Source organism: Kribbella sp. NPDC051586, assembly GCF_044453965.1.
Classification (GTDB): domain Bacteria; phylum Actinomycetota; class Actinomycetes; order Propionibacteriales; family Kribbellaceae; genus Kribbella.
In genome coordinates this window covers 712,517-737,199 of the sequence record NZ_JBITDF010000001.1, presented here as the reverse complement: position 1 = coordinate 737,199, position 24,683 = coordinate 712,517, and the positions used below count along the sequence as shown (strand labels likewise).

The following is a 24,683-nucleotide window of genomic DNA, read 5'->3' as shown; positions in this document are numbered from 1 at the left end:
GTGGCTCGCCGGTGGGACAACCGGAAGGCCTACTACTGGCTGATGGGCAGCTGCCTGACCCTGATCGGGCTGGCGTGGTTCGTCGTCCGCCTGTTCTCGATCCCGGTGGCCATCGGGATGAGCGCTGTCGCCGCCGTGCTGCCGCCGATCGCCGTCATCGTGGCGAACTGGGGTCACGACCAGCGTTGACCCGCCCCTCGGCGGGAGTCGGATCCAGGTAGAGGTGCCGCACCATCGGGAATGCCTCCCGTACCTGTACGTCGATCTTCTCGGCGAGCTGCTCGACTGCGGCGCCGGTGGTCTCGGAGTCGTCCAGGTCGACGGTCGCCACGACCAGGACCTGGTCCGGCGCCAACTGCAGCGTCAGCAGGTCGAGCACTGCCTCGATGCCTGGCACGCTCGTGATCAGCTCACGCAGTTCGCGCTGGGTGTCGGCCGGCAGAGCGCGTCCGATGAGCATCGTCTTGTTGTCCCTGCCGAGAGTGAAAGCGACCACGATCAGCAGCAGGCCGATGGCGATCGAGGCGGCGCCGTCCCAGAAGTGCTGGCCGGTGACCACTGCCAACGTCACGCCGACAGCCGCGATGAGCAGTCCGATCAGTGCAGCGGTGTCCTCGAAGGCCACGGTCTTCACCGCAGGCTCGGCGCGCCGAAGATGCGTGAGGATCGGTACTCCGGCTTCGCGTGCCTCCCGCCGGAGCTGAAGCACCGCACGGAGCCAGGAGCTCCCCTCGAACACGAACGAGAGACCCAGCACCGGATAGATCACGGCCAGCGCGGCGATCGGCTCGGGCGCGAAGATCGAACGCAGCCCCTCGGTGATCGAGAAGCCGGCTCCGAGGACGAGGATGCCGACCGCGGCGAGCAGCGCCCAGAAGTACCGCTCCATCCCGTAGCCGAACGGGTGCCGGGCATCGGCCGGCTTGCGGCTGCGGTGCAGCGCGGCCAGCAGGAACACCTGGTTGAGTGTGTCCGCGACAGAGTGGGCCGCCTCGGCCAGCAGCGCGGTGGATCCGGACAACAGTCCGGCGACGATCTTGGCGATCGCGATCGCCAGGTTCGCCGTACCGGCCACAAGGACTGTCGCGTCCGACTCTTCTTCCGCCATCACCTCCGCGTGCCCGCGGCGTGATCACCCCAAACCAGAAGGTCGATGAACGCTGCTGCCAGCGGGTCGGGTTCGCCGCGGGTGTACGCCGTGAGTGTGCGCCGGACCGGTGGATCGGGGCGGAGGACGTGGCCGCCCCTCGGCAGGACGGTGTCCAGGATGTTGTCGGGCACCAGGGCAGGACCGAGACCGGCCGCGGCAAGCGCAGGTGCGGCGGCGGTCTGCTCCGTGCGTACGGCGATCCGCGGCTCGAAGCCTGCCAGCGCGCAGGCGCGGTCGAGGACGTCGGCCAGCCCGTGGCCGGGCGCGTAGTGAACCCAAGCGCGGTCGGCAAGCTCCTGCAGTTTCACGGTGTCACCTGTTGCGGCTGGATCGTCGGAGGCGACCACGACGACGAGCTCCTCGGTGCCGAGGGTGCGGGTGACACCGGACCAGTTGCTCGGCTCCGGACCGACCGCGAGGTCGGCCTCGCCGGCGTTCATCGCCTCGACGAGCTCGTCGGTGTGGCGGTGCTCGAAGAGCCGGATGCCGACGTCGGGATGGGTCTGCCGCCAGCGGCGCAGCGCCCCGGGGAGGACGCCGAGCGTGACGGAGTACAGAGTTGCGATCTGCAGTTCGCCGACCTCGAGCCCTGCCGCCTGGCGTGCGGCGCAGCGTGCGCGCTCGGCGTCGGCGAGGGCTGCCCGTGCGTGCGGGAGCATGGCGCGGCCGGTCGGGGTGAGCCGGACCGTGCGGGGGAGTCGCTCGAGCAGCGGTCCGCCGGCTGAGCGCTCGAGGGTGCGGATCTGGTGCGAGAGCGCCGGCTGGGTGACGTGCAGGAGGTCGGCGGCCTTGGTGAAGGAGCCTTCGTCGACGACCGTGACGAGGTACTCGAGCTGCCTGAGCGTTGCCATGAGCTGAGTTTATGGCTTCGGTGAAAACAATGCCTTGGATTTATCTTCGCAGGTCAGCGAGGCTGTTCGGCATGGAGAACGTCGCGTTGGTAGTCGGTGCCCGAGGTGTGATCGGGACGAATCTGGTCGAACATCTGTCCTCGCTGCCGGACTGGCGGGTGATCGGCCTGTCGCGTCGCGGCGGCGTCGACGTACCCGGTCGTGTCCGGCATGTCGCCGTCGATCTGCTCGATCCGGACGACACGCGGACCCAGCTCTCGGAGCTGACTGACGTGACCCATGTCTTCTACGTGGCGTACCAGGACCGGCCGACGTGGGCCGAGCTGGTGGCGCCGAACCTCGCCATGCTGGTGAACGTCGTCGACGCCATCGAGCCGGTCGCGCGCGGGCTGCGGCACGTGAGCCTGATGCAGGGCTACAAGGTGTACGGCGCGCATCTCGGACCGTTCAAGACGCCGGCCCGGGAGGACGACCCGCCGCACCTGCCGCCGGAGTTCAACGTCGACCAGCAGCGGTTCCTGGAGGACCGGCAGCAGGGCAAGGCATGGACCTGGTCGGCGCTGCGGCCGTCGGTGGTCGGTGGCGCGGCGTTGGGCAACCCGATGAATCTCGCGGTCGCGATCGCTGTGTACGCGTCGATCTCCAAGGAGCTCGGCGTACCGCTGCGCTTTCCGGGCAAGCCGGGGGCGTACGACGCGCTGCTCGAGCTGACCGATGCCGGATTGTTGGCGAAGGCAACGGTCTGGGCGGCGACCTCGCCCGCGGCGGCGAACCAGGCGTTCAACATCACGAACGGCGACCTGTTCCGGTGGAGCGAGCTCTGGCCTCGACTGGCGGCGTGGTTCGGACTTGAGGCGGCGCCGCCGTTGCAGATGTCGTTGCAGGACGTGATGGCGGACAAGGAGCCGCTGTGGAAGCAGATGCAGGCCACTCACGGACTGGCCACGACGTCCTTCGCTGAGGTGTCGTCGTGGCCGTTCGCGGACTTCGTCTTCGGATGGGACTACGACTTCTTCGCCGACTCGTCGAAGGCCCGGCGCGCCGGATTCCACGAGTACGTCGAGACCGAGCAGATGTTCTACGCCATCTTCGCCGAGCTGCGGCGGCAGGGGATCATTCCCTGATCAGTCGCCGCGCAGATCGGTGCCGTGCGTACGGAGGAAGTAGATCGGGTCGGTGTACGTGCCAGGGAGCTTGCCCAGCGATTGGATGACCGTGGACGGTCCGTTCGCGTGGCTCATCGCGTACAAGTACGCCGCGCCGGTGTCTTTGTCGACGCCGACCAGGAGCGTGCTCACCTGCCCGCAGCGCTGGGCGATGAGGTAGTCGAACGCTCCCCACGTCGACGAGCGCACCTGCTTGACCACTGGGGTCATCGTCTTGGTCAGCGGCAGCCGAATCGTGTACAGCGCTCCACCGCGGGTAGTGGCGAGGAACGTGTCGTACGTCGTGGACTGTCCGAGCAGCGCCCACGTCTTCACGGCGCTGAAGCCGCCGGTCTGGCCGGTCGGCGTCCAGCCGAAGCTGTTGATGACCCAGCGGTGGATGGTCCCGTTGCTGAGGCCGTAGAACTGGTTGCGCGCCGTCCGTCGGTCCGAGTCGACGGAGAGGCCGATCGCGGAGTACGAGCCCCAGCCGGAGCTGATCTGGGTGAAGGACGGGTCGGCGGGCTCGGCGGTGTTGGAGTTGTACGACGCTTGTCCGATGACGTTGCTGTTGGTGACGACGATGCCGGACTCGAGCGAGGGAAGGTTGCTGCTCCAGTTCCAGATCGTGCTCAACCGGGCCTGTCCCGGGCTGAAGACGGTCACTTGCCGCTGGACCGCCGAGACAGTCGCGGGCTGGGTCGCTGTGACGGTCCGGTACTGGACGACGCCCTGGCTGGTGATGGAGCCGAGGTCCATCGTGCAAGCGGTCACGGTCGGCGCTGCTTCGGCCGGGCTGGTCAGGAGCGTGAACGGGAGTGCGAGCGCCGGGAGGGCGCGCAGGAGCTTCATGTGGGTCACCAGTCCTCTCAGTGAGGTTGATGCGCGCAACGGATCCGAAGTTACCGCCTCGATGTGGCATGCTCCGGGCTGTGACGGCGATGGGTGCGGGAAAGCTGCTCGGGACGAACCTGCGGGCGCGGCGGGACGAGCAGGGCATCTCGCTGTCCGAACTGGCCCGGCGGTCCGGGATCGCGAAGGGCACGCTCTCGCAGCTCGAGTCCGGTGCGGGCAACCCCACCATCGAGACAGTGTTCAGTTTGTCGAACGCTCTCGGTGTACCGGTGTCGGCTCTGCTGGCCGAGTCGCCGGCGTCGGACCTGGTCCTCGTACGGTCCGCGGACGTCGACGTGCTGTCCGGTGAGGCGATCGATCTGCGGATGCTGCGGCGGCTCGAGCATCCGGGCGGGCTGTTCGAGATCTACAACCAGGAGATCCGGCCGGATGCCGTCCAGCACTCCGACGGACATCCGGGGACCGAGCATCACATCGTCCTGGCCGGTCGGCTGCGCGTCAGTACACATGGGCAGAGCGAGGAGCTGGGGCCGGGGGACTACCTCGCGTTCCGGGCTGCCGGGCCGCACGGCTACGAGGCCGTCGACGGTCCGGTGCGGTCGGTTCTGCTGCTCGAATATCCGCCGGATGTGTACCCGACGGCGGCCGGTGGGCCGCATTTGCCGGGATAGTTCCGGGAGAAGTCCGGGAGAGGTCCGGTTGAGTGCATTGACCGGTCGTCGGAACCCCGCGTACGCTCGATAGCGTTCATTTTAGCGAACGTCTTTCGAGGAGAGCCGTCATGCACCGGTCCGCGACACCCGACGTGGTGGTGGTCGGCGCGGGCATGGTCGGGGCGGCCTGCGCCGAGGCGCTGTCGGCGGCCGGGGTTCGGGTGCTGGTCATCGATCGCGACGGGCCGGCTGCCGGGACAACGGCGTCCGGCGAGGGCAATGTGCTGGTCTCGGACAAGGAGCCGGGGCCGGAGCTCGACCTCGCGGTCGCCTCGCGGGCGGAGTGGGATGTGGTGCGCGGTCGCCTGCCCGAGCGGGTCGCCGACGTCGAGTGGGAAGCCAAGGGCGGCGTGGTGGTCGCGACGGGCGACCCGGAGCCATTGACAGCCTTTGCAGCTAAGCAACAGGAGGCAGGGGTTGCCGCACAGGTGATCACGCCGGCTGAGGTGTTCGATCTCGAGCCGCTGATCACGCCCAGGGTGACGATCGGGGTGCACTATCCGGACGACGCGCAGGTGCAGCCGGTCTTGGCGACGACCGCCTTGCTGGCGACCGTGCGCGAGCGTGGTGGTGAGGTGCGATCGGGTGTCACCGCGCTCGGGGTGCGGCAGTCCCGCGGGCGCGTGGTGGGAGTGGACACCTCGGACGGCGACATCGCCTGCGGTGCAGTGCTCAACGCGTGCGGGCCATGGGCTGGTGCCTTCGGTGCCGCGGCGGGCGCGCCCATCGAGGTGCTGCCGCGGCGGGGGATGATCCTCGTGACCGCGCCGCTGCCGGAGTGCGTGCGCCACAAGGTGTATGACGCGGACTACGTCGGCGCGGTCGGGAGTGGCGACGCCGAGTTGCAGACGTCCACCGTGGTCGAGTCGACGCGGGCCGGGACGGTGCTGATCGGGTCGAGCCGGGAGCGGATCGGGTTCGACGAGGCGATCCGGGTGCGGGTACTGCGGGAGCTCGCGCGGAAGGCGGTCGGCCTGTTCCCGTTCCTCGGCGACGTGCCGGTGATGCGGGCGTACGGCGGCTTCCGTCCGTACGCTCCGGATCATCTGCCGGTCATCGGTGCGGATCCACGAGTGCTCGGGCTGTGGCATGCGACCGGTCACGAGGGCGCCGGCATCGGGCTCGCGCCCTCGACCGGCCGACTGATCACGGAGCTGTTCCTCGGCCTCGCGCCGCACCTCGATCCGTCGCCGTTCCGCGTCGGCCGCCCGGCGGTGATCGCGTCATGAGCGCCTACCTTCGTCCACGCTCCGGCGATCCGGCCGAGGTCGGTGCGCCGCCTGCGGTGGACGTCAGCGTCGACGGGCATCCGGTCACGGCGCATGCCGGTCAGACCGTGGCCGCCGTACTGCTTGCGAATGGTCGCGATACGTGGCGGACGACTCGCGCTCACAACCGTCCGCGGGGGACGTTCTGTGGGATCGGGGCCTGTCAGGACTGTCTCGTCACGGTCAACGGTCTCGCCGATGTGCGAGCGTGCCAGCGCACGATCGCGACCGGCGACGCGATCACTACCCAGACCGGGGCTGTCCTGCCTGCTACCTCGACGCCTGTGTCGACGGCGGTGCAGCCTGCGAGAGCGTCGGAGGTTGTTGTCGTGGGCGCCGGTCCGGCCGGAGTCGCGGCCGCGCTTGCCGCTGCGGATGGCGGAGCTGAGGTGCTGCTGGTCGACAACGGCCGGGCGATCGGTGGGCAGTACAACCGACAGCTTCCGTCGGAGTTCGGTGCGCGTCGTCCGGACCGTATTCAGCATGAGTGGAAGGCCTTCGCGGCTCAGCGGGAGGTCGTCGGCAGTCACCCGCGGATCACCTATCTGCCGGAGACCTCGGTCTGGGCGATCGAGGACCTTCGGCTGTGGGCGCAGCAAGGCCCGGCGGACGCGGCGGGTCGGCAGCCGTTCCCGATCGACGCGAAGGCTCTGGTGCTGGCGACCGGTGCTTATGACCGCGTGCTTCCCTTCCCTGGTTGGGATCTGCCCGGTGTGTACACGGCTGGTGCGGCGCAGGCGTTGGCCAAGGGACAACGCATCGCGGTCGGGAAGCGGGTGTTGGTCGCCGGTACTGGGCCGTTCCTGCTGCCGGTCGCCGAGTCGCTGCTCGGTGTGGGTGCGGATGTTGTTGCGTTGCTCGAGGCGAACTCGCTGAAGACAGTCCGCAAGGGCTGGGCGACGGATCCATTGGTTGCCCCTGGCAAGCTGAAAGAGGCGCTCGGGTACGGCGCCTTGCTCGCTCGGCACCGCGTCCCGCTCCGGCATGGTTGGACCGTGATCGCCGCGCACGGCACGTGTCACGTCGAGACCGTGACCATCGCGCGCCTCGACTCGACGTGGCGGCCCATCCCCGGTAGTGAGCAGCGGGTGGAGGTTGACGCGGTCTGTGTCGGCTTCGGCTTCACCGCCAACCTCGAGCTGGCGATCTCGGCTCGCTGCAACCTCACGACTGGTCCCGATGGCGGCCCGGCGGTCGCCGTCGACGCCAACCAGCAGACGACCACGCCCGGCATCTACGCTGCCGGCGAGCTCACCGGAATCGGCGGAGCCGCCCTCTCCACCGCAGAAGGCGCCCTGGCCGGCGCCGCAGCAGCCCAACACGTCTTTGCGCAACGGTCCAGCACTGCCGCAGCCGAGCCTGCCGTCGCGGAAGATCCGTCTTCGTTGGACGTGGCGGGATCGCCTCCCCTGGATCCGAGTGCTGTTGTTCGGGGTAGGCGGTTTGCGGTCGCGTTGGCGAAGGCTTATCCGGTGCGGGACGGGTGGAAGAGCTGGAGCGACGCGGACACGATCGTGTGCCGGTGTGAGGAAGTCACGCGGGGAGAGCTCGACGCCGTCGCCGGAGAGCGCGGTCTCGACGACGGCCGGGCAATGAAGCTCAGCAGTCGCGCGGGGCTCGGGATGTGTCAGGGGCGGGTGTGTTCGCGCACCGTCGCCGCATTGCTGGCCGCGCCGGGCGACGAAGGAAAGCCAAGCATGAAACGACCGATCGCCGTACCAGTGAGGCTGCGGGATCTGGCCCAAGTGCAGGAGGAGCTATGAGCGAGAAACTGGACGGCGTGATCGTTGCGACCGCGCTGCCGTACGCCGAGGACGCGTCGGCGCCGGCGGGGTTGCGCCCGGACCTGGACAAGTACGCCGAGCACTGCCGCTGGCTGGTCGACAACGGCTGCCGCGGCGTCGGGCCGAACGGCTCACTCGGTGAGTACTCGTCACTGACCGACGACGAGCGCCGCGCCGTCGCGAGGACAGCGATCGAGGCGGTCGGCGATGACGGTGTCGTCGTGGTCGGAGTGCACGGGGTCGGCTCGCACCAGGCGCGGGCCTGGGCGGAGAAGGCGGCCGAGGACGGGGCGGACGGCGTGCTGTGCCTGCCGCCGACGATGTACCGGGCGAATCGCGGTGAGGTGATCAACCACTTCACCGAGGTAGCGAAGGCCGGCCTGCCGGTGATGGTCTACAACAACCCGCTCGACACCAAGGTCGACCTGACCCCGGACCTGCTCGCCGAGATCGCCGGCATCGAGAACGTCGTCGCGGTGAAGGAGTTCTCCGGTGACGTCCGCCGGATCCTGGAGATCCGTGAACTCGCGCCGGACCTGGCCGTGATCGCGGGCGCCGACGACCTCACGCTCGAGGCGCTGCTGATGGGCGCGACCGGCTGGTTCGCCGGCTTCCCGAACGTGTTCCCGAAGGAATCGGTCCGGTTGTACGACCTGGCCCTGGAGGGCAAGCTGGAAGAGGCCCGCGCGTTGTACGAGCCGCTCGTCGCCGCGTTCCGGTGGGATTCGCGGACCGAGTTCGTCCAGGCGATCAAGTACGGCATGGACTACGTCGGACGGTTCGGTGGACCGTGCCGGCCGCCGCGCGGACCGCTGGTCCCCGAGCACGTCGCGCAACTGGAGCAGGACATGAAGAAAGCTGTGGAATCCCTCCGATGAGGTCGGTCCGGACGATCACCGCGATCGACTCGCACACCGAGGGGATGCCGACCCGCGTCGTCACCGGCGGGGTCGGCGTCGTCCCGGGTGCGACGATGGCCGAGAAGCGCGAGTACTTCATCAAGCACCTGGACGACCTGCGGTTGTTCCTGATGAACGAGCCGCGCGGTCACGCCGCCATGAGCGGTGCGATCCTGCAGCCGCCGACCCGCTCCGACGCGGACTGGGGCGTGCTGTACATCGAGGTCTCCGGCCTGCTGCCGATGTGCGGTCACGGCACGATCGGTGTGGCGACCGTGCTGGTCGAGTCCGGCATGGTCGAGGTGACCGAGCCGGTGACCAAGGTCCGGCTGGACACGCCGGCCGGGCTCGTGGTCGTCGACGTTGCCGTGAGCAACGGTCGGGCGGAGCACGTGACGTTGCGGAACGTCGCGTCGTACTCGCACGCATTGGATGCTTCGGTCGACGTGCCCGGGCTGGGGAAGGTCACGTACGACCTGGCGTACGGCGGGAACTTCTACGCGATCCTGCCGCTGGAGCAGCTCGGGATCCCGTTCGACCGGGCCGTGAAGGACCGCATCCTTCAGGCAGGCCTGGACATCATGGACGCGATCAACGCCACGGACCGTCCGGTGCATCCACTTGACCCGGGCATCAACGGCTGCAAGCACGTCCAGTTCACCGCACCGGGTGAGGACGGCGCGGATTCCCGCAACGCGATGGCGATCCATCCGGGCTGGTTCGACCGGTCGCCTTGCGGCACAGGGACGTCGGCGCGCATGGCCCAGCTCCACGCCCGCGGCGAGCTCGCGCTCGACACCGACTTCGTCAATGAGTCCTTCATCGGCACCCGCTTCACGGGCCGTCTGATCGAGGAAGCCGCCGTCGGCCCGTACCAAGCAGTCATCCCGACCGTGACGGGTCGAGCCTGGATCACCGGCACCGCCAACTACCTGCTGGACCCGGATGACCCGTTCCCGACCGGCTTCGTCCTCTAGACCGTCGGCCAGATCGAAGCGAGCTCGACGACGGTGAGCTCCTCGACCGAGCAGTCGGCTCCGGAGGCGGTCAGCGTCAGCTCGTAGTGACCGGGCTGCACGCACGCCGTCAGCGAGGCCTCTCCGCCATTGGCGAACACCTCAACGGAGGTCGTGTCCACGACGATGTCGAGCTTGCTGACCGAGGTGATCGTGGGCTGCTCGGCCGCGAGTATGGCGATGCTGTCTGATGTCACGTTGATGCGGGTGCCGCAGATGTCGAGGGTCAGCTTGGCGTCCGGGGCGACGGTGACGTCGCAGGTGATGCGGAGCAAGGGCCAGGCCGTGCCGATCTGCCACGGGCTGCCCGGCGACAGCACTCGGGCGGGCCAGCTGTTCCGGGTCCGTTCCAGGCTCTGCAGTTCGGGCACGGGCGTGCGACGCATCCGCAGGCCGTCGGCGGTGCGGTGCAGCGACAGGTCGCAGGGGAGGCTCACTTGTTGGTTGAACGGCATGTTCGGGTAGCGGCCGCCGCGCATCCAGGCGACCTGGACCCGGCGGAGACCGGGACCGGCCGCCCAGCTCTGGGTTGCGTAGAAGTGCGGCCCGCCGTCGACCTGCATCTGTGAGGTCTCCTCGACGAAAGTCCGACCGTCGAAGCTGCCGATCGAGTACCGGCCGTCGCCGCGCACCAGCACCCATCGCGACTCGTCCGTATCGGCCACTGCGAGCTCGAAGAAGTCCGGACACTCGAAGCTGTCCGAGATCGAGCTGTCCAGCGACTCCCAGTGCAGCAGGTCGTCCGAGCGCAGCAACTGGTACCGGTCGTCGCCGTACAGCACCATCACCCACTGCGAACGCCGGTGATCGCGGAACACCATCGGGTCGCGCTCGGGCAGATCCACGATCGGGTTGCCGGCATAGTGCGTCCAGGTCCGGCCGCGATCCAGGCTGTAGGAGACGCACTGCGACCGGTTGTCGTTACGCGACCAGAACGCGACCATCGGCGGGCCGCCGCCGGATTCGCCGAGGCCGGAGGTGTTGTCGACGTCGATGACGCAGCTGCCTGACTGCACGCCGGTGCCGAGAGACTCCTCGAAGAACGCCGGGGCAAGCTCGGTCCAGTGGATCAGATCGTTGCTGACGGCATGGATCCAGCACTTGTTCCAGCGCTGGGCGAACAGGTGGTACTCGCCGTCATGGAAGACCAGTCCGTTGAGGTCGTTGAGCCAGCCCTCCTCGCGCTCGACCGGGTTCAGCCGGTGCATAGCCCATTGCCGGGCGGTGAAGTGGAGCTGCGGGCGCAGAGCTTCCCGATACAGCGGGGGTTTCGCCGTCACGACAGTTGGCGACGAGCTCAGGACGATGTCACTCATCCGGACGTAGCCCCACTCGCCGTCGGCTTCGTCGACGATCTCCAGGCGCGCCTCCTGGCCGAGCCAGTCGGTCAGGTCGAAGGACGCCGCATGTGGGAGCTCCGTCGCCCGGCCTGTCTCGCTACGGACCACTTGGCCGTTCACGACGACGTTCAAGCAGGTCTTGTACTCGTAGTCGCCGCCGCTGATCCGGAAGTTCAGGTACGGCCGGGAGATGACGAACGGCACGGTGAAGTCGCCGACGACGACATCGGCTGACGAATCAGTCACGGTTCTCGCTCAGCGGTGGAGCTTGGACTGCCAGTCCGTGGGGACGTTGCCGCCGGGAACCGATTGGGCTTCCGGGCGGGAGATCGGCGGGGTCAGGTCGGGGCCGTTGTAGTACTCGGACTCGCCGTAGTGCCAGAACCAGTCCTCGCCCGGCTCGAAGCTGCGGACGATGGGATGGCCGGTGTCGGCCGCGTGGTGGGAGGCGTGCTGAGCGGGGGAGGAGTCGCAGCAGCCGATGTGACCGCACTGGGCGCACCGGCGGAGGTGGAACCACCAGCCGTCGGCCTGCAGGCACTCGACGCAGCCGGTGCCGCTCGGAGGGACAGTACTGTCGATGCCCGGGATTCCAGAACTCTCCGTCATACCGCACATCCTCGCCGCTCCCCGTCCCCCTCACAAGCAACGTCCTACTCGGGCCAGGGGGAGTTCTTGATGACGTCGACGAAGTCGGTGTGGTGGAAGCCGGGCAGGAAGTGTTCGAGGACGTCGGACTTGACGTTGCCGAACGTCGTCGCCGGCCGGTCCTGGATTCCCTCGGTGAAGGCCTCGAGGATCCGGCTCTTGAAGTCCGGACGTGGGTGCGCAGAAGTAACGGCGGCACGCTGCGAGTCGGTGATGGTGTCGTACCCGATGCCGAGGACATCGAGTTCGACGCCGCGGGTCACGAGCGCGATCTCGGCCGCCAGATGGAGCGGGATCTCCGGCGTGGTGTGCAGCGCGATCGCGGTCCAGACCCGGTCGGCGCTCTCGCCTGTGACGCCGTGCTGGTGGAGGAACCGCCTGGCCTCGTCGGCGCCGTCGATCTCGAAGCGCTGGTCGACACGGCGGTAGCGCTCGGTCAGGCCGAGGTCGTGGAACATCGCCCCGACGTACAGCAGTTCGGCGTCGAACTCGAGGTCCTGGCCGCGGAGGGCGCCGAACAGGAACACCCGGCGGGAGTGGTCGAACAGCAACGGCGACGCTACGTCGCGGACCAGTTCGGTGGCCTCGCGGGCGAGCGTGCTGTCGGGGATCCGGACCCCGGCGATCTCTTCGGTCATGTGTCCTGCCTTTCTGGGCTAGGACTCCAGGTTCGCGGTAGCGGCTACGCTGTTGCCATGTCCCTATCGACAGATGAACCACAGATTCGGACACGCCGGGTCGCCTTCGTGGTGTACGACGGGGTGACGCTCCTCGACGTGAGTGGGCCGCTCGAAGTGCTGCATCAAGCCAACCGTGACGCCCGGCGCTACGAGACGGTCCTGGTCTCGGCCTCAGGTGGTCAGGTGACGACGGCGTCGGGCGTGGTGCTGGCAGGGGTCCTCACCGCGGCGGAGGCCGGCTCGGTGGACACGGTTGTGGTGGCGGGAGCCGATCAGCTTGTCGACGGTGTTCCGGATGAGCTCCTGCAGGTGACGGAGGCGGTCGCGGCGCAGGCCGGCCGCGTGGCGTCGGTGTGCAGCGGGGCGTTCGTGCTCGCGGCTCTCGGGTTCCTGGACGGACGGCAGGCGACGACGCACTGGCGGCACGCGGCCGCGATGGCGCGGAAGTACCCCAAGGTGAACGTCGAGCCCGACGCGCTGCACATCACCGACGGCCGCTACCTGACTTCAGCAGGCATCAGCGCCGGCATCGACCTTGCGCTGGCGCTCGTCGAGTTCGACTACGGCGCCGAGCTGGCGCGGACAACTGCCCGCGAGCTGGTGGTCTTCCTGCAACGGCCCGGCGGGCAGTCCCAGTTCTCGACTGCGTTGGACACGCCGCCGGCGCGCAGCGATCCGCTGCGCGTGGTGACGGAGGCCGTCGTCGCGGATCCGGCCGGCGACCACGCCCTGCCGAACCTGGCGGCATCCGCGGCCGTCAGCCCGCGGCACCTGACCCGCTTGTTCCGCAGCGAGTTCCACACCACACCAGGCCGTTGGGTCGAGCGAGTGCGACTCGACCGGGCTCAGCAGTTACTGCTCGACGGCCACAGCATCACGAAAGCGGCCCGCCTCAGCGGACTCGGCAGCGACGAGACCCTGCGCCGCGCCTTCGCCAAGCACCTCAGCACCACGCCGACGGAGTACCTCCGTCGCTTCCGGACGACCTGAACAAGACCGTCAGTGTGAGACGAGTCGGACGGGCTGCCCGGGTCTCACCTGCGCGCAGGCGTCCAGGTCCGCGTCGGCGACGTAGGCGATGACGGGGTAGCCGCCGGTGACGGGGTGGTCGGCCAGGAAGATGACCGGGGTGCCGGACGGTGGGATCTGGATCGCGCCGCGGGCCATGCCTTCGCTGGACAGTTCGTCGGTGCGGGCGCGCTCCAGGGGTGAGCCGTCGAGGCGTACGCCGACGCGGTTGCTGTTGCTGCTGACGTGGTACGTCTGCGACCTCAACGCGGACCAGCCGGCGTCGGTGAACCAGTCCCGCCGGGGGCCGGGGGTCACCCGAAGCACGACCTCACCGCCGGCCGGATGTGCCACGGGAGCCAGGTCGACGCCGGGCATCGGTTCGACGGAGCGTCCGACGGGCAGCGTCTGGTTGGCGGTCAAAGGAGCAGGCCCTAGGCCGGACAGCAGGTCGGTCGAGCGCGAGCCGAGGACCGGCGGTACGTCGATCCCGCCGCGGACGGCGACGTACGTGCGCAGACCGGTAGACGGCGTACCGAGGCGAAGCAGCTCACCGGATCGGACGGCGGCGGGCGCGTTCAAAGGCACGCCGGTGCACGGGGCGCCGGTGATCGCGACCACCAGGTCGGCGTCGGCGTGCAGCGCCAGACCGCCGAAGGTCACCTCGAGCGCGGCCGCGCCGGGGAGATTGCCGACCAAGCGGTTGGCCAGCTCGTAGGCGGTCCGGTCGCAGGCCCCCGACGCCGGTACGCCGAGTGCCGCCTGGCCCGCTCGACCCCGGTCCTGGATTGTTGCCAACGGCCCCGGTTCGAGAATGGTCAGGCTGGTCATCCACGATCCGCGTCGACGAACCGGACCCGACGGCCCGGATGGAACAGCGCGGCAGGGTCGCGCTCCTGGTCGAAGATCTTCGCGGTCGTCCGGCCGATCAACTGCCAGCCGCCGGGGGACTCGCGCGGGTAGACGCCGCTGAATTCGCCGGCCACCGCGACCGCGCCCGTCGGGACCTTCGTCCGCGGTGATGACCGGCGAGGGATGTTCCAGTCGCCGGTGGAGGTCAGGTAGCCGAATCCAGGGGCGAAGCCGCAGAAGGCGACCGTCCACTCGTCGGCGGTGTGCCGGGCGATCACGTCGTCCTCACTGCAGCCGAGAAGATCGGCGACGTCGCCCAGGTCGGACCCGTCGTAGATGACCGGGATCTCGATGAGGTCGCCGGTTGTCCGGCGGTCCTGGGTGGGCGTCAGCTCGTGCAGGGTCCGCGACAAGGTGGCGAGGTCGCCGGTTGTGGTGACCAGCACGGTCCGCGCGGCCGGGACGATGTCGACGACGTCGGCAGGGGGATCCGCGGTCAGCGCCGCGTAGTACCCGAGCACCTGGTCGAGGTCGTCGAGCTCGACCAGCAGCGCTCGGTCGCCCGCCGGGAGAAGTCGCATCAGCCGGTGAACGGGCGCAGGGTGACGCCCGCTCCCTCCAACGCGCCACGCACGCGCCGAGCGATGTCGACGGCACCAGGGGTGTCACCGTGAACGCAGATAGACGTCGGGTCGACCACCAGCGAGCCACCAGAGCTGTCCTGGATGGGCTGCCCGGTCGCCATCGCCGTGCACCGGGCCGCGATCTCGTCCGCGTCATGCAGCACGGACCCAGCCTCGCGCCGGGAAACCAGCGTCCCCTCAGGGGTGTACGCGCGGTCCGCAAAGGCCTCGTGTACTGCGGTCAGACCGGCCTCGGCGGCGAGCCGCAACCACGCCGAGCCCGGAAGGCCGAGCACGGGAAGAGTCTTGTCGTACTCCGCGACCGCCTCGACCACCGCGGTCGCCTGCTCCACGTGGTGGCCGATCGTGTTGTACAGCGCGCCGTGCGGCTTCACGTACCGCACCCGGTCGCCCGCGATCCGGGCGAACGCGCCCAGCGCACCGAGCTGGTACACCACCTCGTCGCGCAGCGCGGCCGGCTCGATGTCGAGGAACCTCCGCCCGAAGCCGGGCTTGTCGGCGTACCCGACATGGGCCCCGATCGCGACGCCACGCTCGACCGCCTCGGCGGTCACCCGACGCATGATCGACGGATCGCCGGCGTGGAAGCCGCAGGCCACGTTCGCGCTCGTCACCACCTCGAGCAAGGCCGAGTCGTCACCCATCGACCAGGAACCGAAACCTTCGCCCATGTCCGCGTTGAGGTCCATGCGCCACCTCCCGCGACCGAGCCTAGAGATTGTTCAACAATCCTGCAAGAGGCTTGTTCTACTTTTCCTCGTCCTTGCTGTGCGGGATGATGCGGAGATGAACACGGGTGGGGCCGGGACCGAACGTCAGGCGTGGCTGCGGACCGTCGCCGCGGACGTCGCGCGACTGGATCGGAGCAGCTCCGCGGAGCGCGCCGCCGACATCCTTCGCCGCAGTATCACCGAAGGTGCGTTGCCGCCCGGCGCCCAACTCTCCGAGATCGAGCTGACCGAGGTCCTGGAGGTCAGCCGGAACACGCTGCGCGAGGCCTTCCGGCTGCTGACCCACGAAGGGCTGCTGGTCTACAAGCTGCATCGTGGGGTGTTCGTCCCCGAGTTGGACGAGCAGGACGTGATCGACCTCTACCGTCTCCGGCGGGTCCTCGAGGTGGACGTCGTCCGCGGACTCGCGGACCGCGACCCGGAGCTGCCGGCGAGCCGCCTCGAGCCGTTGCAGGACGACGTCGAGGCAGCCGAGGCCGCTGCCCGCGCGGATCGCTGGCCGGTCGTCGGTACGGCGAACATGCGCTTCCACGAGCACCTGATCGGTCTGGCCGACAGCTCCCGGATGGACGCGATGACCGGCCGTCTGCTCGCGGAGCTGCGGCTCCTTTTCCATGTGATCGCGACCCCGCAAGAGCTGCACGAGCCGTACATCGAGCGGAACCGCAGGCTGTTCGAGCTGCTCGAGGCCCGCAAGTACGACGAGGCAGCCGCCGACCTGCACGAGTACCTGCTGCACTCCGAGCAGGCCATCCTCGCCGCATTCCGGTCCCGCTAGCCGATACGGGCTTGCGCGCGCCCGTCAGTACCTGAGTTGATGGGAGGGCGTGTGGGTGGTCCAGCGCACACGCCCCTGACACCGTCAGCTGCAAAGGGGAGCTCACTCATGTCCGATGACGCCCGGACCGAAGAAACGCCGAAGTCGTACCGCCCCATCGACGCCAAGGGCTTCCGGGACTTCATCTCGCGTGGCTGGGGGCCGGTGGACCGCTCGGTGTCGGTGCCGGAAGGGCTCGCCGAGGCGGCCGCCGAGCACCGGCGGAAGCTCGCGGCGGCGCTGCCGGGACGGCGGATCGCGCTCGCGGCCGGCCGGGCGCCGGTCCGGTCGAACGACACCGACTACCAGTTCCGCGCCGACAGCGACTTCGTCTGGCTGACCGGTTGCCAGGCCGAGGGTGCCGTACTGGTGATCTCCGGCGACGGCGACGCGACGCTGTACCTGCGCGAGACGGCAGGCCCGGACGAGGCGGACTTCTTCGCGAACGCCCGCGACGGTGAGCTGTGGATCGGCCCGGTGCCGGGCCTGAAGGACTGGTCGGACGCGCTGCAGATCGCCTGCCGCCCGCTCGAGGAGCTGCCCGCGGCGGTGCGTGGCGCGGTCCCGTTCATGCTGTCGGTGCCCGGCGTCGAGCCGATGCTGGACGCTTTGGTACGGACCTCGCCGACCGACGGCAACGCGCTGCGACAGACCCTCGCCGAGCTGCGCCGGATCAAGGACGACTGGGAGCTCGACCAGCTGCGGGACGCGGTCGCGGCCAGCGTGCTCGCGTTCGGCGACGTGGCCAGTGAGCTGCCGGAGGCGATCCGCGGCGGCGGTGAGCGCTGGCTGCAGGGCACCTTCGACCGGCGCGCGCGGACCGCGGGCAACGGCGTCGGATACGCGTCGATCGTTGCTGCTGGCAAGCATGCGCCGGTGCTGCACTGGGTCCGCAACGACGGCCCGGTGAACGAGGGCGACGTGATCCTGCTGGACGCGGGCGTCGAGACGCGCACGCTGTACACCGCTGACGTGACGCGGACGTTCCCGGCCACCGGTGAGTACACCGCGGCGCAGCGGCAGGTGCACGACCTGGTGCACAAGGCGCAGCTCGCGTCGCTCGAGGCGGTCAAGGTCGGAGCGCCGTACCGCGCCTTCCAGTACGAGGCGCTGCGGGTGCTGGCAGAGGGGCTGCGGGACTGGGGCCTGCTCGAGGCGTCGATCGACGAGCTGCTCGGCCCGGACGGTCAGCAGCACCGCCGGTACATCGTCTGCGGGACCGGGCACTACATCGGCCTCGACGTACACGACTGCGACGCGTCCCGGCCGGAGGCGTACTTCGCCGGCACCATCGAGGCCGGTATGGCGCTCGCGGTCGAGCCGGGCCTGTACTTCCACCCGAACGACGAGACGGTACCGCCGGAGCTGCGCGGTATCGGCATCCGGATCGAGGACAACGTCGTCGTCCACTCCGACCGGCTGGAGATCCTCACCGAGGACCTCCCGATCACCACCGACGGCCTGGAGCAGTGGACCCGCTCACACCTGAAGTAATCAAGCGATCGCTCAAAATTAAGCGTCACCACCAGTAACACCGGACCGCTCAGCACGATGTACAGAGCGGGGGAGGGTCGAACTCGGCCGGGCGCGTGGCTAGTGGGGGGCCGCGTTCCACGTGCCCGGCCGAGGCGGCCCCGACTGGGGCCAGGGGGGACCCAGCATCCCCGGGTACGGGGAGTAGTCATCATGAATCTACGGGTGCGAGTAGTCCACTACGGCATTCGGCACTGGTACGCCGACATCGACGACGCCGACGATCCGCAGCCCGACGACCCGTTCTGGTTCGTCGACAACTGCCGGACCCAGGCGCAGGCGCTGGAGACCGCCTGCACCGAGCTCCGGTTGATGGCGGGCCGGCTGGTCCGAGGGGACCAGCTCGACCGCGTCCTCGAAGTCACGGGCGTACCGGTCTGAGCTTCACCCGACTGGTGGCACGGCCGCGCAGCTGCTGCCGCGCCTGGGTACGTCGCGCGCGATCAGGTAGTCGTCGATCGTGGTCTGCATGCACGGGCTCGAGTTGTAGCTCCCGTGTCCCCAGCCCTCGTACGTCAGCAGCACGCCGGCTCGGCCGAGCTGACGCTGGACGCTCTGCGCCATGCTGTAGGGCGTAGCAGGGTCATGGATCGCGTTGGCGAGCAGCACCGGCGTCTTGAGCCCACGGACCTTCAGCACGTGCTGCGGGTTGTTCGCGTTCGGTGCACCGAGACAGATCGACACTGCCATCAGCTGACCGGGGTAGCGCATGTCCTGGTTGTTGCGCGCGAGCCGCTGCAGGTGCGCGGCGTACGCGCGGTAGTCCTTCACCGGAAGGTTCCAGTCCTGACAGAACACCGCCAGCGGGTACTGCGCGAGCCCAGTCGGGGCGGCGGCAGCTGACGGGGTCTCCAGGTCCTTCAACGTCTGGGCCAGTGCCCTCCACTGCGGGTCGTAGAGCAGTTTGAACACCTGGAAGCTCAACTTGAACGGATCACTCGACCGCGCCAGCAGTCCGGCCCACAGCGCGCGGATGTCCTGCCCGTGCAGTGCGCAACTCGTCGCGGCGTCGCACCACTTCACGAACTCGTCGAACGAGTCCTGCGCCGCGGCTGCCTGGTCGTCCAGGAAGGTCTTCGTAGTAGGTGAGCCATGGTCGATCACGCTCTCCACCACCATCGCGCGGACCCGGTTCGGGTACGTCTCGGCGTACTGCGCACCGAGCAGCGTCCCGTACGAGCTGCCGTGGAACGAGATCCTGGACTCCCCGAGCGCCCGGCGTATGGCGTCGACGTCGCGCACCGTTTGCCAGGTGTCGATGTGGTCGTAGAGCGGACCGGTGTGCTCGCGGCAGTCCGTGGCGAGCTGCCTGTTGTAGCTGATCGTCGCGGTGAACTCGGTCGTGCTCTTGATGATCGGGGACGGCTGCTTGGCGAGCAGAGCGGCCGAGCACTGCACCGGATTGCTGCGGGCCACGCCGCGCGGGTCGAAGCTGACGATGTCGAAGCGGTCCTGCAGATCTGTGCTGAACCGGCTGATCCCTGTCTTGATGCGGTCGACGCCGGAGTCGCCGGGCCCACCCGGCCCGAACACCAGGACGCCGATCCGGTCGCCCTTCGCGGTCCGGCGGGCGATCGCCAGGTCGAAGGTCGGCCCACTCGGGTTCCGCCAATCGACGGGCAGCTGGAGCGTCGCACACTGCGAGCCCTTCACCACCGCGGGATCGTCGTCACCTTCTGGTTTGCAATCGGCCCAGCGCACCAGGCTGGGACCAGCGGAGGCGGTCGTCGTCAGCCCGGCGGTCGCGACGCCGAGTACTACAGCGCCGGCCAGGGCGCGTCGGATGAACTTCATGCCGACGATCCTTCGGCAATCGCTTGCTGCCGTCATCAGGGACGAACCCCGCGTGACCCCCATCGCGGCATGGGGGCTCACTGGGGTCCGGGCCGGCCGGATTGACGTTGGCGGGCGCACCGCCGTACCGTCCAGACCGTCACTCAATTCAACAGCCGCATGAACCCGTGCGGGAGAGACCCGGGCCTGAACCGGGCGCCGTAGGAGCAACTCTCCCCAAGAATCTCTCAGGCACCTTCACCGCACGGGCGAGGCACCTCTGGAAGGCATCTGCCTGACAGAGCGGGGAGGACACCAACGGTCAACGGCGACCGGAAGGAACCTCCGCACGATGGCGATCAGCGTCTTCGACCTGTTCAGTATCGGGATCGGCCCGTCGAGCTCCCACACCGTGGGACCGATGCGCGCCGCCCGCACCTTCGCACTCGGCCTCGCCGACGACGGCCTGCTCGCCGCGACGACGACCGTCGAGGCCCAGCTCTTCGGTTCGCTCGGGGCGACCGGCCACGGTCACGGCAGCAACAAGGCAGTCCTGCTCGGCCTCGAGGGCGCCGACCCCGAGACGGTCGTCACGCACTCGGTCGACGCCCGGGTCGAGACGATCCGCGAGCGCGGCCGGATCGTGCTGGCCGGCGGCCGCGAGATCGCGTTCGACGAGAACACCGACCTGGTCATGCACCGCCGCAAGGCTCTCCCGTACCACCCGAACGGAATGGTCTTCGTGGCCCGCGACGAGACCGGCGCCGTACTGCGCGAGCGCACCTACTACTCGGTCGGCGGCGGATTCGTCGTCGACGAGAACGCCGCCGCGGGCGACCGGATCGTGCCGGACACGACCCCGCTCAAGTACCCCTTCACCACCGGCGCGGAGCTGCTCGACCGGTGCCGCGAGTCGCAGCTGTCGATCAGCGAGGTGATGCTCGCGAACGAGCTGGCCTGGCGGACCGAGGACGAGATCCGCGATGGCCTGCTGCACATCTGGCAGGTGATGCAGGACTGCGTCCGCGAGGGCTGTGAGACCGAAGGCATCCTCCCGGGCGGCCTCAAGGTGCCGCGCCGGGCGCACGCACTGCACACGAAGCTGACCCAAGATCCGTGGTCGGTGGATCCGCTCAAGGTGATGGACTGGGTCAACCTGTTCGCGCTCGCGGTGAACGAGCAGAACGCCTCCGGCGGCCGGATCGTCACCGCGCCGACGAACGGTGCCGCGGGCATCATTCCCGCCGTGCTCCACTACTACCGCCGCTTCGTGCCCGGTTCGACCGAGGACGGCGCCGTCCGGTTCCTGCTGGCCGCCGGCGCGATCGGCGTGCTCTACAAGGAGAACGCGTCGATCTCCGGCGCCGAGGTCGGCTGCCAGGGCGAGGTCGGGTCCGCCTGCTCGATGGCCGCCGCCGGGCTGTGCGAGGTCCTCGGCGGTACGCCGCAACAGGTCGAGAACGCTGCCGAGATCGCGATGGAGCACAACCTCGGGCTGACCTGCGACCCGGTCGGCGGGCTGGTGCAGATCCCGTGCATCGAGCGGAACGCGATGGCCTCGGTGAAGGCGATCAACGCGGCCCGGATGGCGATGCACGGCGACGGCGTCCACGTCGTCACCCTCGACAAGGTCATCAAGACCATGCGCGAGACCGGTGCCGACATGAAGATCAAGTACAAGGAGACGTCCCGCGGCGGCCTCGCCGTCAACGTCATCGAGTGCTGATCACCAGGCGACGGTGCCGTGCAGGCTCAGGTACTCCGCGGTCGGCCCGGTCTGATCGATCTGCGCCAGCCGCGCGATGATCTCCGCGCCTTCCTCGACGGTCTGGTATCCGCTGTGGCCGTTGAAGTCGGTCGAGGTGTAGCCCGGGTCGACGGTGTTGATCCGCAGGTTCGGCAACTGGTGAGCGTACTGCACCGTCAGCATGTTGAGCGCTGCCTTCGAGGAGCCGTACGCCGGGGCGGGCACCCAGACGGGCACGTTGGTCGCGACGTCCGGATCCACGGCGGTGGCGATCGAGCCGAGGCCGCTGGAGACGTTCACGATCACCGGGTTGTCACTGCGCTCCAGCAACGGCAGGAACCGGCGGATCATCCGCACCGGCCCGTACACGTTCAGGTCGAACACCTCGTGAAAGTCGTCGGCGGTCAGATCCCGGATCTCCTTGTGCGGTCCGGGGATGCCGGCGTTGTTGATCAGCACGTCGAGGGAATCCAGCTGTTCCGCGGCCGCGTCGACCGACTCGTCGCTGGTCACGTCCAACGGCAGGTACTGCGCTCCGAGATCGGCGGCCGCCTGCTTGCCGCGCTGCGGGTCGCGGGCGCCGAGATAGACAGTGTGTCCGGCCGCGATGAGCTGCCGGGCGGTTTCGTAGCCGAGGCCTCTGTTCGCCCCGGTGATGAGTGTCGTGGTCATGAGTCGAGCCTCTCGCCGGCGGTCCGGGCGAGGTAGTACCCACCATGTCCTAAGGAATGGCAGTACCAGGCTGATGTGGAGCGGGCGCGGAATACTGGGGACATGGGTGAGCTCGGCAGGACGCTGCACGCCTGGCGCGACCGGGTGACACCGGAGCAGGCCGGACTGCCGGGCGGCGGCAGGCGGCGGGCGCCGGGGTTGCGGCGCGAGGAACTGGCCCAGCTGGCCGGGTTGTCGGTCGACTACATCGTCCGGCTCGAGCAGGGGCGATCGGACTCGCCGTCCGCGCAGGTGCTGACCGCGCTGGCGCGGGCGCTCCGGCTGTCCGATGCCGAGCGCAACCATCTGTTCGGGCTCGCCGGCGAGGTCGCGCCGTCGCCCGGGCGCATCTCGGCGTACATCCCGCCCGGGGTGCAGCGGATCGTGGATCAGCTGGACGGCGCACCACTGTGCGTGTGCGATGCCGCGTGGACGATGATCACCTGGAACTCGCTGTTCGCTGCCGTGATCGGCGATCCGTCCGAGTGGAGTGGCCGGTGGCGGAACATCGTCTACCGGCATTTCGTGGCGCCGGGCGATCGCGTCGTACAGACAGCGGAACAGCAGCGGGATTTCCGGATCGCGATGGTGACGGATCTGCGGGCGTCGCTCGCGCGGTACCCGCACGACGCCGGCCTGCGGGCGCTGATCGACGAGCTCCGTGCTCGGGACGACGACTTCGCGCAACTGTGGGCCGATCCCGTCGTCGGCTTCCATCGGTCCGAGCGGAAGACCATCCGGCATCCGGAGGTCGGCGAGTTCACCATCGACTGCGACGTCCTCGCGGTCCCGGGCAGCGATCTGCGCATCGTCGTGTACACCGCCGCACCGAACACCGAGGCCGCCGAGAAGCTCCGGCTGCTGTCGGTCATCGGTCTGCAGGCCCTGACCTGAGCAATCAGCTAACGCACTGCATTCCTACGGTCGCGTAGCCGGTCCGGAATTACTGGAATATGAAGTTCTTTCGTGGAATTTCTTCCAAGGGCTGTTTGAATCGACTCTTCGACCGATAATCTGCGGGCCTTGTGAAGCCAATCTCTGCCACGGCATCCCGCCGCCCGCCCTGGCAGAACCCGCGGCATCGTCGGCAGGCCGTTGCCGGCCTCGTCGTCCTGCTGCTCGGCTGCCTTGTGCTCGTCCTGCTCGGGATCTGGGGTCGCGGTCCGGAGCCGGCCAGCCCGGTCGCGGGTCTGCAGCCAGGTCAGCCGACCCAGAACGTACCGGCGATTCCGCGTACGGCGACCCCGACGCCGGGTGCGACGCCCACCGTCCTGCCGACGCAGTTGCCGACAGCAACCACGCCTGGCGGGATCCAGGTCTCGACCGGTCACCCGACGGCGCCGTACTCCACGCTCGCCCCGGCCACGCCGGTCCCGCAGATCGCCGAGACGACCGGGCCGACGACATCGGTGACCCGGCGGCCGCCGACCGTGCCGCCAACCGTGCCGCCGACCGCGCCACCCACCGCACCGACCACCGTGCCGAGCCACCGCCCGACCACCACTCCGAGCGGCCACCCGACAAAGTCCACCCCGACCGAGCCGCCGCCGACCAGCACCACCCCCACCAGCCCGCCCACCACTCCGGACGACCCGGACCACCCGGGTGGCGGCGGATTGGTCGGCCTGCTCGGCTCCCTGCTGGACAAGCTGGGGCTGTAGGTCAGTAGGCCTCGACCTCGGTGGTGTCGGCGTTGCCGCCGGCCGTGGGTCGGAGGTTGACCTGCCAGCCCTGGTTGCGGCCGAAGGTCTGGTCGAACTTCTTGAAGGCGCAGTCCGACCGGAACTTGCGCTGGTCCGGGTCCCAGCTCGAGCCGCTCTTGAAGTAGAGGTGGTAGGCCCCGCCGATCTTGTTCACGGTCGTGGTCCTGGTCGCCTGGATGTAGACCATCACCTGCGGGCTGCTGGGTGGCCGGCCGTCGGTGACGATCGAGACCGCGACGTCCTTCGCCGTGCCGTTGGTGATCTTGAGCTGCCCCGATCCGGTCGGGCCGCGTCGTACCAGGACTTCGCCGCTGTCCGGGCGCACCTGCTCAGGCGCAGGGCCAGGGTTGGGCAGCGTCTTGCCGAACGTCAGCTTGAGGCGCTGCTGCATGACGAGTGCGGGACCGAGGTCGGCGCGCAGTTGACGCTGGACGTTCTGTGAGGTGTACGCGACTCCGCCGCACCGCGCGTCGTCCTCGGTCTCCTCCGCCAGCCCCGACAGTTGCGTTGCCGCCACGCCGATCCGTACCAGCAGCAAATCGTGTACGGCGCTCAGCCGCGGGGTGACCTTGAGCGCGGCCAGTCGCACCGAGATCGTGTTCAGCGATTCCGCCAGCGTGGTCATGGCGTCGCTCAGTCCCTCGGCGGTGCGGACGCGAGCCAGCCGCTGCGCCGGGCCGGCCAGCACCTGGTCGATCCGGGTCAGCTCGGCCTGGTACGCCGCCGTACCCAACGGGCCTGCGACCGGAACCGATGATGCCGGCGCCGGCGCAGCACTACTCGAAGCCGATGCCGTCGCACTCGGCGAACTCTCC

General features: G+C 69.0%; 26 protein-coding genes and 1 riboswitch. Of the genes, 14 read left to right on the top strand and 12 right to left on the bottom strand.

The window, feature by feature from the left end:
• Window positions 1–189 carry a DUF3099 domain-containing protein gene (locus tag ACIA58_RS03665; protein ID WP_329003994.1) on the top strand — a complete coding sequence of 63 codons (189 nt, stop codon included), beginning with the start codon at window positions 1–3 and terminating at the stop codon, window positions 187–189.
• Here ACIA58_RS03665 and ACIA58_RS03660 read toward each other — a convergent pair.
• Window positions 155–1,108 (bottom strand): cation diffusion facilitator family transporter, encoded by a 954-nt coding sequence (locus tag ACIA58_RS03660; protein ID WP_396402031.1) that lies wholly within the window; start codon window positions 1,106–1,108, stop codon window positions 155–157. The two genes, ACIA58_RS03665 and ACIA58_RS03660, sit on opposite strands and share 35 nt — an antisense overlap.
• Complete coding sequence (locus ACIA58_RS03655; RefSeq protein ID WP_396402030.1) at window positions 1,108–2,001, bottom strand: LysR family transcriptional regulator; 894 nt, start codon at window positions 1,999–2,001, stop codon at window positions 1,108–1,110. Before ACIA58_RS03655 ends, ACIA58_RS03660 begins: the two co-directional genes overlap by 1 nt.
• 71 nt (window positions 2,002–2,072) lie before the next feature.
• Between ACIA58_RS03655 and ACIA58_RS03650 the strand changes: the two genes are divergently transcribed.
• Window positions 2,073–3,125, top strand: coding sequence for an SDR family oxidoreductase (locus ACIA58_RS03650; protein ID WP_396402029.1), 1,053 nt, complete (start codon window positions 2,073–2,075; stop codon window positions 3,123–3,125).
• Here the strand turns inward: ACIA58_RS03650 and ACIA58_RS03645 are convergent, their stop codons facing one another.
• Window positions 3,126–3,998, bottom strand: a complete 873-nt coding sequence (locus ACIA58_RS03645; protein ID WP_396402028.1) for a hypothetical protein — start codon at window positions 3,996–3,998, stop codon at window positions 3,126–3,128. It lies immediately after the preceding gene.
• Window positions 3,999–4,066: 68 nt separating this feature from the next.
• Between ACIA58_RS03645 and ACIA58_RS03640 the strand changes: the two genes are divergently transcribed.
• The 5 genes from ACIA58_RS03640 to ACIA58_RS03620 all read left to right on the top strand — a co-directional run bounded on the left by ACIA58_RS03640 (window position 4,067) and on the right by ACIA58_RS03620 (window position 9,642).
• Window positions 4,067–4,672: a helix-turn-helix domain-containing protein gene (locus tag ACIA58_RS03640; RefSeq protein WP_396402027.1), complete on the top strand. Its 606-nt coding sequence runs from the start codon at window positions 4,067–4,069 to the stop codon at window positions 4,670–4,672.
• Window positions 4,673–4,782: 110 nt separating this feature from the next.
• The gene (locus tag ACIA58_RS03635) at window positions 4,783–5,943 is read left to right on the top strand and encodes an NAD(P)/FAD-dependent oxidoreductase (RefSeq protein WP_396402026.1); all 1,161 of its coding nucleotides are present in this window, start codon (window positions 4,783–4,785) and stop codon (window positions 5,941–5,943) included.
• The gene (locus tag ACIA58_RS03630) at window positions 5,940–7,745 is read left to right on the top strand and encodes an FAD-dependent oxidoreductase (RefSeq protein WP_396402025.1); all 1,806 of its coding nucleotides are present in this window, start codon (window positions 5,940–5,942) and stop codon (window positions 7,743–7,745) included. The genes ACIA58_RS03635 and ACIA58_RS03630 overlap by 4 nt, the downstream gene beginning before the upstream one ends.
• Window positions 7,742–8,644 (top strand): dihydrodipicolinate synthase family protein, encoded by a 903-nt coding sequence (locus ACIA58_RS03625; RefSeq protein WP_396402024.1) that lies wholly within the window; start codon window positions 7,742–7,744, stop codon window positions 8,642–8,644. The genes ACIA58_RS03630 and ACIA58_RS03625 overlap by 4 nt, the downstream gene beginning before the upstream one ends.
• Entirely contained in the window at window positions 8,641–9,642 is a 1,002-nt protein-coding gene (locus ACIA58_RS03620; RefSeq protein ID WP_396402023.1) for a proline racemase family protein, read from the top strand. The genes ACIA58_RS03625 and ACIA58_RS03620 overlap by 4 nt, the downstream gene beginning before the upstream one ends.
• Here the strand turns inward: ACIA58_RS03620 and ACIA58_RS03615 are convergent.
• The 3 genes from ACIA58_RS03615 to ACIA58_RS03605 are packed head-to-tail and all read right to left on the bottom strand — an operon-like array spanning window position 9,639 to window position 12,307.
• Entirely contained in the window at window positions 9,639–11,267 is a 1,629-nt protein-coding gene (locus ACIA58_RS03615) for a GH32 C-terminal domain-containing protein (RefSeq protein WP_396402022.1), read from the bottom strand. The two genes, ACIA58_RS03620 and ACIA58_RS03615, sit on opposite strands and share 4 nt — an antisense overlap.
• Before the next feature lie 9 nt (window positions 11,268–11,276).
• Entirely contained in the window at window positions 11,277–11,630 is a 354-nt protein-coding gene (locus ACIA58_RS03610; RefSeq protein ID WP_396402021.1) for a UBP-type zinc finger domain-containing protein, read from the bottom strand.
• A 44-nt stretch (window positions 11,631–11,674) separates the two neighbouring features.
• On the bottom strand, window positions 11,675–12,307 hold the full coding sequence (locus ACIA58_RS03605) for an HD domain-containing protein (RefSeq protein WP_396402020.1): 633 nt from the start codon (window positions 12,305–12,307) through the stop codon (window positions 11,675–11,677).
• A 57-nt stretch (window positions 12,308–12,364) separates the two neighbouring features.
• Between ACIA58_RS03605 and ACIA58_RS03600 the strand changes: the two genes are divergently transcribed.
• The gene (locus ACIA58_RS03600; protein WP_396402019.1) at window positions 12,365–13,339 is read left to right on the top strand and encodes a GlxA family transcriptional regulator; all 975 of its coding nucleotides are present in this window, start codon (window positions 12,365–12,367) and stop codon (window positions 13,337–13,339) included.
• Between the two features lie 9 nt (window positions 13,340–13,348).
• On the opposite strand, the gene ACIA58_RS03595 is transcribed toward ACIA58_RS03600, so the two are convergent.
• Genes ACIA58_RS03595 through ACIA58_RS03585 form a run of 3 tightly spaced genes read right to left on the bottom strand, consistent with a single transcriptional unit; the run spans window position 13,349 to window position 15,542 of the window.
• Entirely contained in the window at window positions 13,349–14,188 is an 840-nt protein-coding gene (locus ACIA58_RS03595) for a biotin-dependent carboxyltransferase family protein (RefSeq protein WP_396402017.1), read from the bottom strand.
• Window positions 14,185–14,790: an allophanate hydrolase subunit 1 gene (locus ACIA58_RS03590; RefSeq protein ID WP_396402016.1), complete on the bottom strand. Its 606-nt coding sequence runs from the start codon at window positions 14,788–14,790 to the stop codon at window positions 14,185–14,187. Before ACIA58_RS03590 ends, ACIA58_RS03595 begins: the two co-directional genes overlap by 4 nt.
• Complete coding sequence (locus ACIA58_RS03585; protein WP_396402015.1) at window positions 14,790–15,542, bottom strand: LamB/YcsF family protein; 753 nt, start codon at window positions 15,540–15,542, stop codon at window positions 14,790–14,792. Before ACIA58_RS03585 ends, ACIA58_RS03590 begins: the two co-directional genes overlap by 1 nt.
• Window positions 15,543–15,639: 97 nt before the next feature.
• On the opposite strand from ACIA58_RS03585, the gene ACIA58_RS03580 reads away from it, so the two are divergent.
• From ACIA58_RS03580 to ACIA58_RS03570, 3 genes are all read left to right on the top strand, one after another.
• Window positions 15,640–16,362, top strand: a complete 723-nt coding sequence (locus ACIA58_RS03580) for a GntR family transcriptional regulator (protein WP_396402014.1) — start codon at window positions 15,640–15,642, stop codon at window positions 16,360–16,362.
• A 108-nt stretch (window positions 16,363–16,470) separates the two neighbouring features.
• A complete protein-coding gene (locus tag ACIA58_RS03575) occupies window positions 16,471–17,895 on the top strand; it encodes an aminopeptidase P family protein (protein WP_396402013.1) in 1,425 nt (474 codons plus the stop codon).
• A gap of 192 nt (window positions 17,896–18,087) precedes the next feature.
• Entirely contained in the window at window positions 18,088–18,315 is a 228-nt protein-coding gene (locus tag ACIA58_RS03570) for a hypothetical protein (protein WP_396402012.1), read from the top strand.
• A gap of 3 nt (window positions 18,316–18,318) precedes the next feature.
• Here ACIA58_RS03570 and ACIA58_RS03565 read toward each other — a convergent pair whose 3' ends face one another.
• A complete protein-coding gene (locus ACIA58_RS03565; protein WP_396402011.1) occupies window positions 18,319–19,728 on the bottom strand; it encodes an alpha/beta fold hydrolase in 1,410 nt (469 codons plus the stop codon).
• Between the two features lie 160 nt (window positions 19,729–19,888).
• Window positions 19,889–19,981, top strand: a riboswitch (glycine riboswitch).
• Between the two features lie 78 nt (window positions 19,982–20,059).
• On the opposite strand from ACIA58_RS03565, the gene ACIA58_RS03560 reads away from it, so the two are divergent.
• Window positions 20,060–21,433, top strand: a complete 1,374-nt coding sequence (locus ACIA58_RS03560) for an L-serine ammonia-lyase (protein WP_396402010.1) — start codon at window positions 20,060–20,062, stop codon at window positions 21,431–21,433.
• Here the strand turns inward: ACIA58_RS03560 and ACIA58_RS03555 are convergent, their stop codons facing one another.
• Window positions 21,434–22,126 carry an SDR family NAD(P)-dependent oxidoreductase gene (locus tag ACIA58_RS03555; RefSeq protein ID WP_396402009.1) on the bottom strand — a complete coding sequence of 231 codons (693 nt, stop codon included), beginning with the start codon at window positions 22,124–22,126 and terminating at the stop codon, window positions 21,434–21,436.
• Between the two features lie 102 nt (window positions 22,127–22,228).
• Between ACIA58_RS03555 and ACIA58_RS03550 the strand changes: the two genes are divergently transcribed.
• Entirely contained in the window at window positions 22,229–23,059 is an 831-nt protein-coding gene (locus ACIA58_RS03550) for a helix-turn-helix transcriptional regulator (protein ID WP_396402008.1), read from the top strand.
• A gap of 131 nt (window positions 23,060–23,190) precedes the next feature.
• The gene (locus ACIA58_RS03545; RefSeq protein ID WP_396402007.1) at window positions 23,191–23,826 is read left to right on the top strand and encodes a hypothetical protein; all 636 of its coding nucleotides are present in this window, start codon (window positions 23,191–23,193) and stop codon (window positions 23,824–23,826) included.
• Window position 23,827: 1 nt separating this feature from the next.
• On the opposite strand, the gene ACIA58_RS03540 is transcribed toward ACIA58_RS03545, so the two are convergent.
• Window positions 23,828–24,601 (bottom strand): hypothetical protein, encoded by a 774-nt coding sequence (locus tag ACIA58_RS03540; RefSeq protein WP_396402006.1) that lies wholly within the window; start codon window positions 24,599–24,601, stop codon window positions 23,828–23,830.
• Window positions 24,602–24,683: the final 82 nt, after the last annotated feature.

Excerpts from the sequence above, each read along its gene's own strand:
- ACIA58_RS03560 (WP_396402010.1), top strand. The coding sequence starts at position 20,060 with ATGGCGATCAGCGTCTTCGACCTGTTCAGTATCGGGATCGGCCCGTCG.
- ACIA58_RS03590 (WP_396402016.1), bottom strand. The coding sequence starts at position 14,790 with ATGCGACTTCTCCCGGCGGGCGACCGAGCGCTGCTGGTCGAGCTCGAC.
- ACIA58_RS03650 (WP_396402029.1), top strand. The coding sequence starts at position 2,073 with ATGGAGAACGTCGCGTTGGTAGTCGGTGCCCGAGGTGTGATCGGGACG.
- ACIA58_RS03660 (WP_396402031.1), bottom strand. The coding sequence starts at position 1,108 with ATGGCGGAAGAAGAGTCGGACGCGACAGTCCTTGTGGCCGGTACGGCG.
- ACIA58_RS03620 (WP_396402023.1), top strand. The coding sequence starts at position 8,641 with ATGAGGTCGGTCCGGACGATCACCGCGATCGACTCGCACACCGAGGGG.
- ACIA58_RS03640 (WP_396402027.1), top strand. The coding sequence starts at position 4,067 with ATGCTCCGGGCTGTGACGGCGATGGGTGCGGGAAAGCTGCTCGGGACG.
- ACIA58_RS03625 (WP_396402024.1), top strand. The coding sequence starts at position 7,742 with ATGAGCGAGAAACTGGACGGCGTGATCGTTGCGACCGCGCTGCCGTAC.
- ACIA58_RS03645 (WP_396402028.1), bottom strand. The coding sequence starts at position 3,998 with ATGAAGCTCCTGCGCGCCCTCCCGGCGCTCGCACTCCCGTTCACGCTC.
- ACIA58_RS03630 (WP_396402025.1), top strand. The coding sequence starts at position 5,940 with ATGAGCGCCTACCTTCGTCCACGCTCCGGCGATCCGGCCGAGGTCGGT.
- ACIA58_RS03550 (WP_396402008.1), top strand. The coding sequence starts at position 22,229 with ATGGGTGAGCTCGGCAGGACGCTGCACGCCTGGCGCGACCGGGTGACA.
- ACIA58_RS03570 (WP_396402012.1), top strand. The coding sequence starts at position 18,088 with ATGAATCTACGGGTGCGAGTAGTCCACTACGGCATTCGGCACTGGTAC.
- ACIA58_RS03610 (WP_396402021.1), bottom strand. The coding sequence starts at position 11,630 with ATGACGGAGAGTTCTGGAATCCCGGGCATCGACAGTACTGTCCCTCCG.
- ACIA58_RS03605 (WP_396402020.1), bottom strand. The coding sequence starts at position 12,307 with ATGACCGAAGAGATCGCCGGGGTCCGGATCCCCGACAGCACGCTCGCC.
- ACIA58_RS03655 (WP_396402030.1), bottom strand. The coding sequence starts at position 2,001 with ATGGCAACGCTCAGGCAGCTCGAGTACCTCGTCACGGTCGTCGACGAA.
- ACIA58_RS03555 (WP_396402009.1), bottom strand. The coding sequence starts at position 22,126 with ATGACCACGACACTCATCACCGGGGCGAACAGAGGCCTCGGCTACGAA.
- ACIA58_RS03600 (WP_396402019.1), top strand. The coding sequence starts at position 12,365 with ATGTCCCTATCGACAGATGAACCACAGATTCGGACACGCCGGGTCGCC.
- ACIA58_RS03565 (WP_396402011.1), bottom strand. The coding sequence starts at position 19,728 with ATGAAGTTCATCCGACGCGCCCTGGCCGGCGCTGTAGTACTCGGCGTC.
- ACIA58_RS03575 (WP_396402013.1), top strand. The coding sequence starts at position 16,471 with ATGTCCGATGACGCCCGGACCGAAGAAACGCCGAAGTCGTACCGCCCC.
- ACIA58_RS03580 (WP_396402014.1), top strand. The coding sequence starts at position 15,640 with ATGAACACGGGTGGGGCCGGGACCGAACGTCAGGCGTGGCTGCGGACC.
- ACIA58_RS03585 (WP_396402015.1), bottom strand. The coding sequence starts at position 15,542 with ATGGACCTCAACGCGGACATGGGCGAAGGTTTCGGTTCCTGGTCGATG.
- ACIA58_RS03595 (WP_396402017.1), bottom strand. The coding sequence starts at position 14,188 with ATGACCAGCCTGACCATTCTCGAACCGGGGCCGTTGGCAACAATCCAG.
- ACIA58_RS03635 (WP_396402026.1), top strand. The coding sequence starts at position 4,783 with ATGCACCGGTCCGCGACACCCGACGTGGTGGTGGTCGGCGCGGGCATG.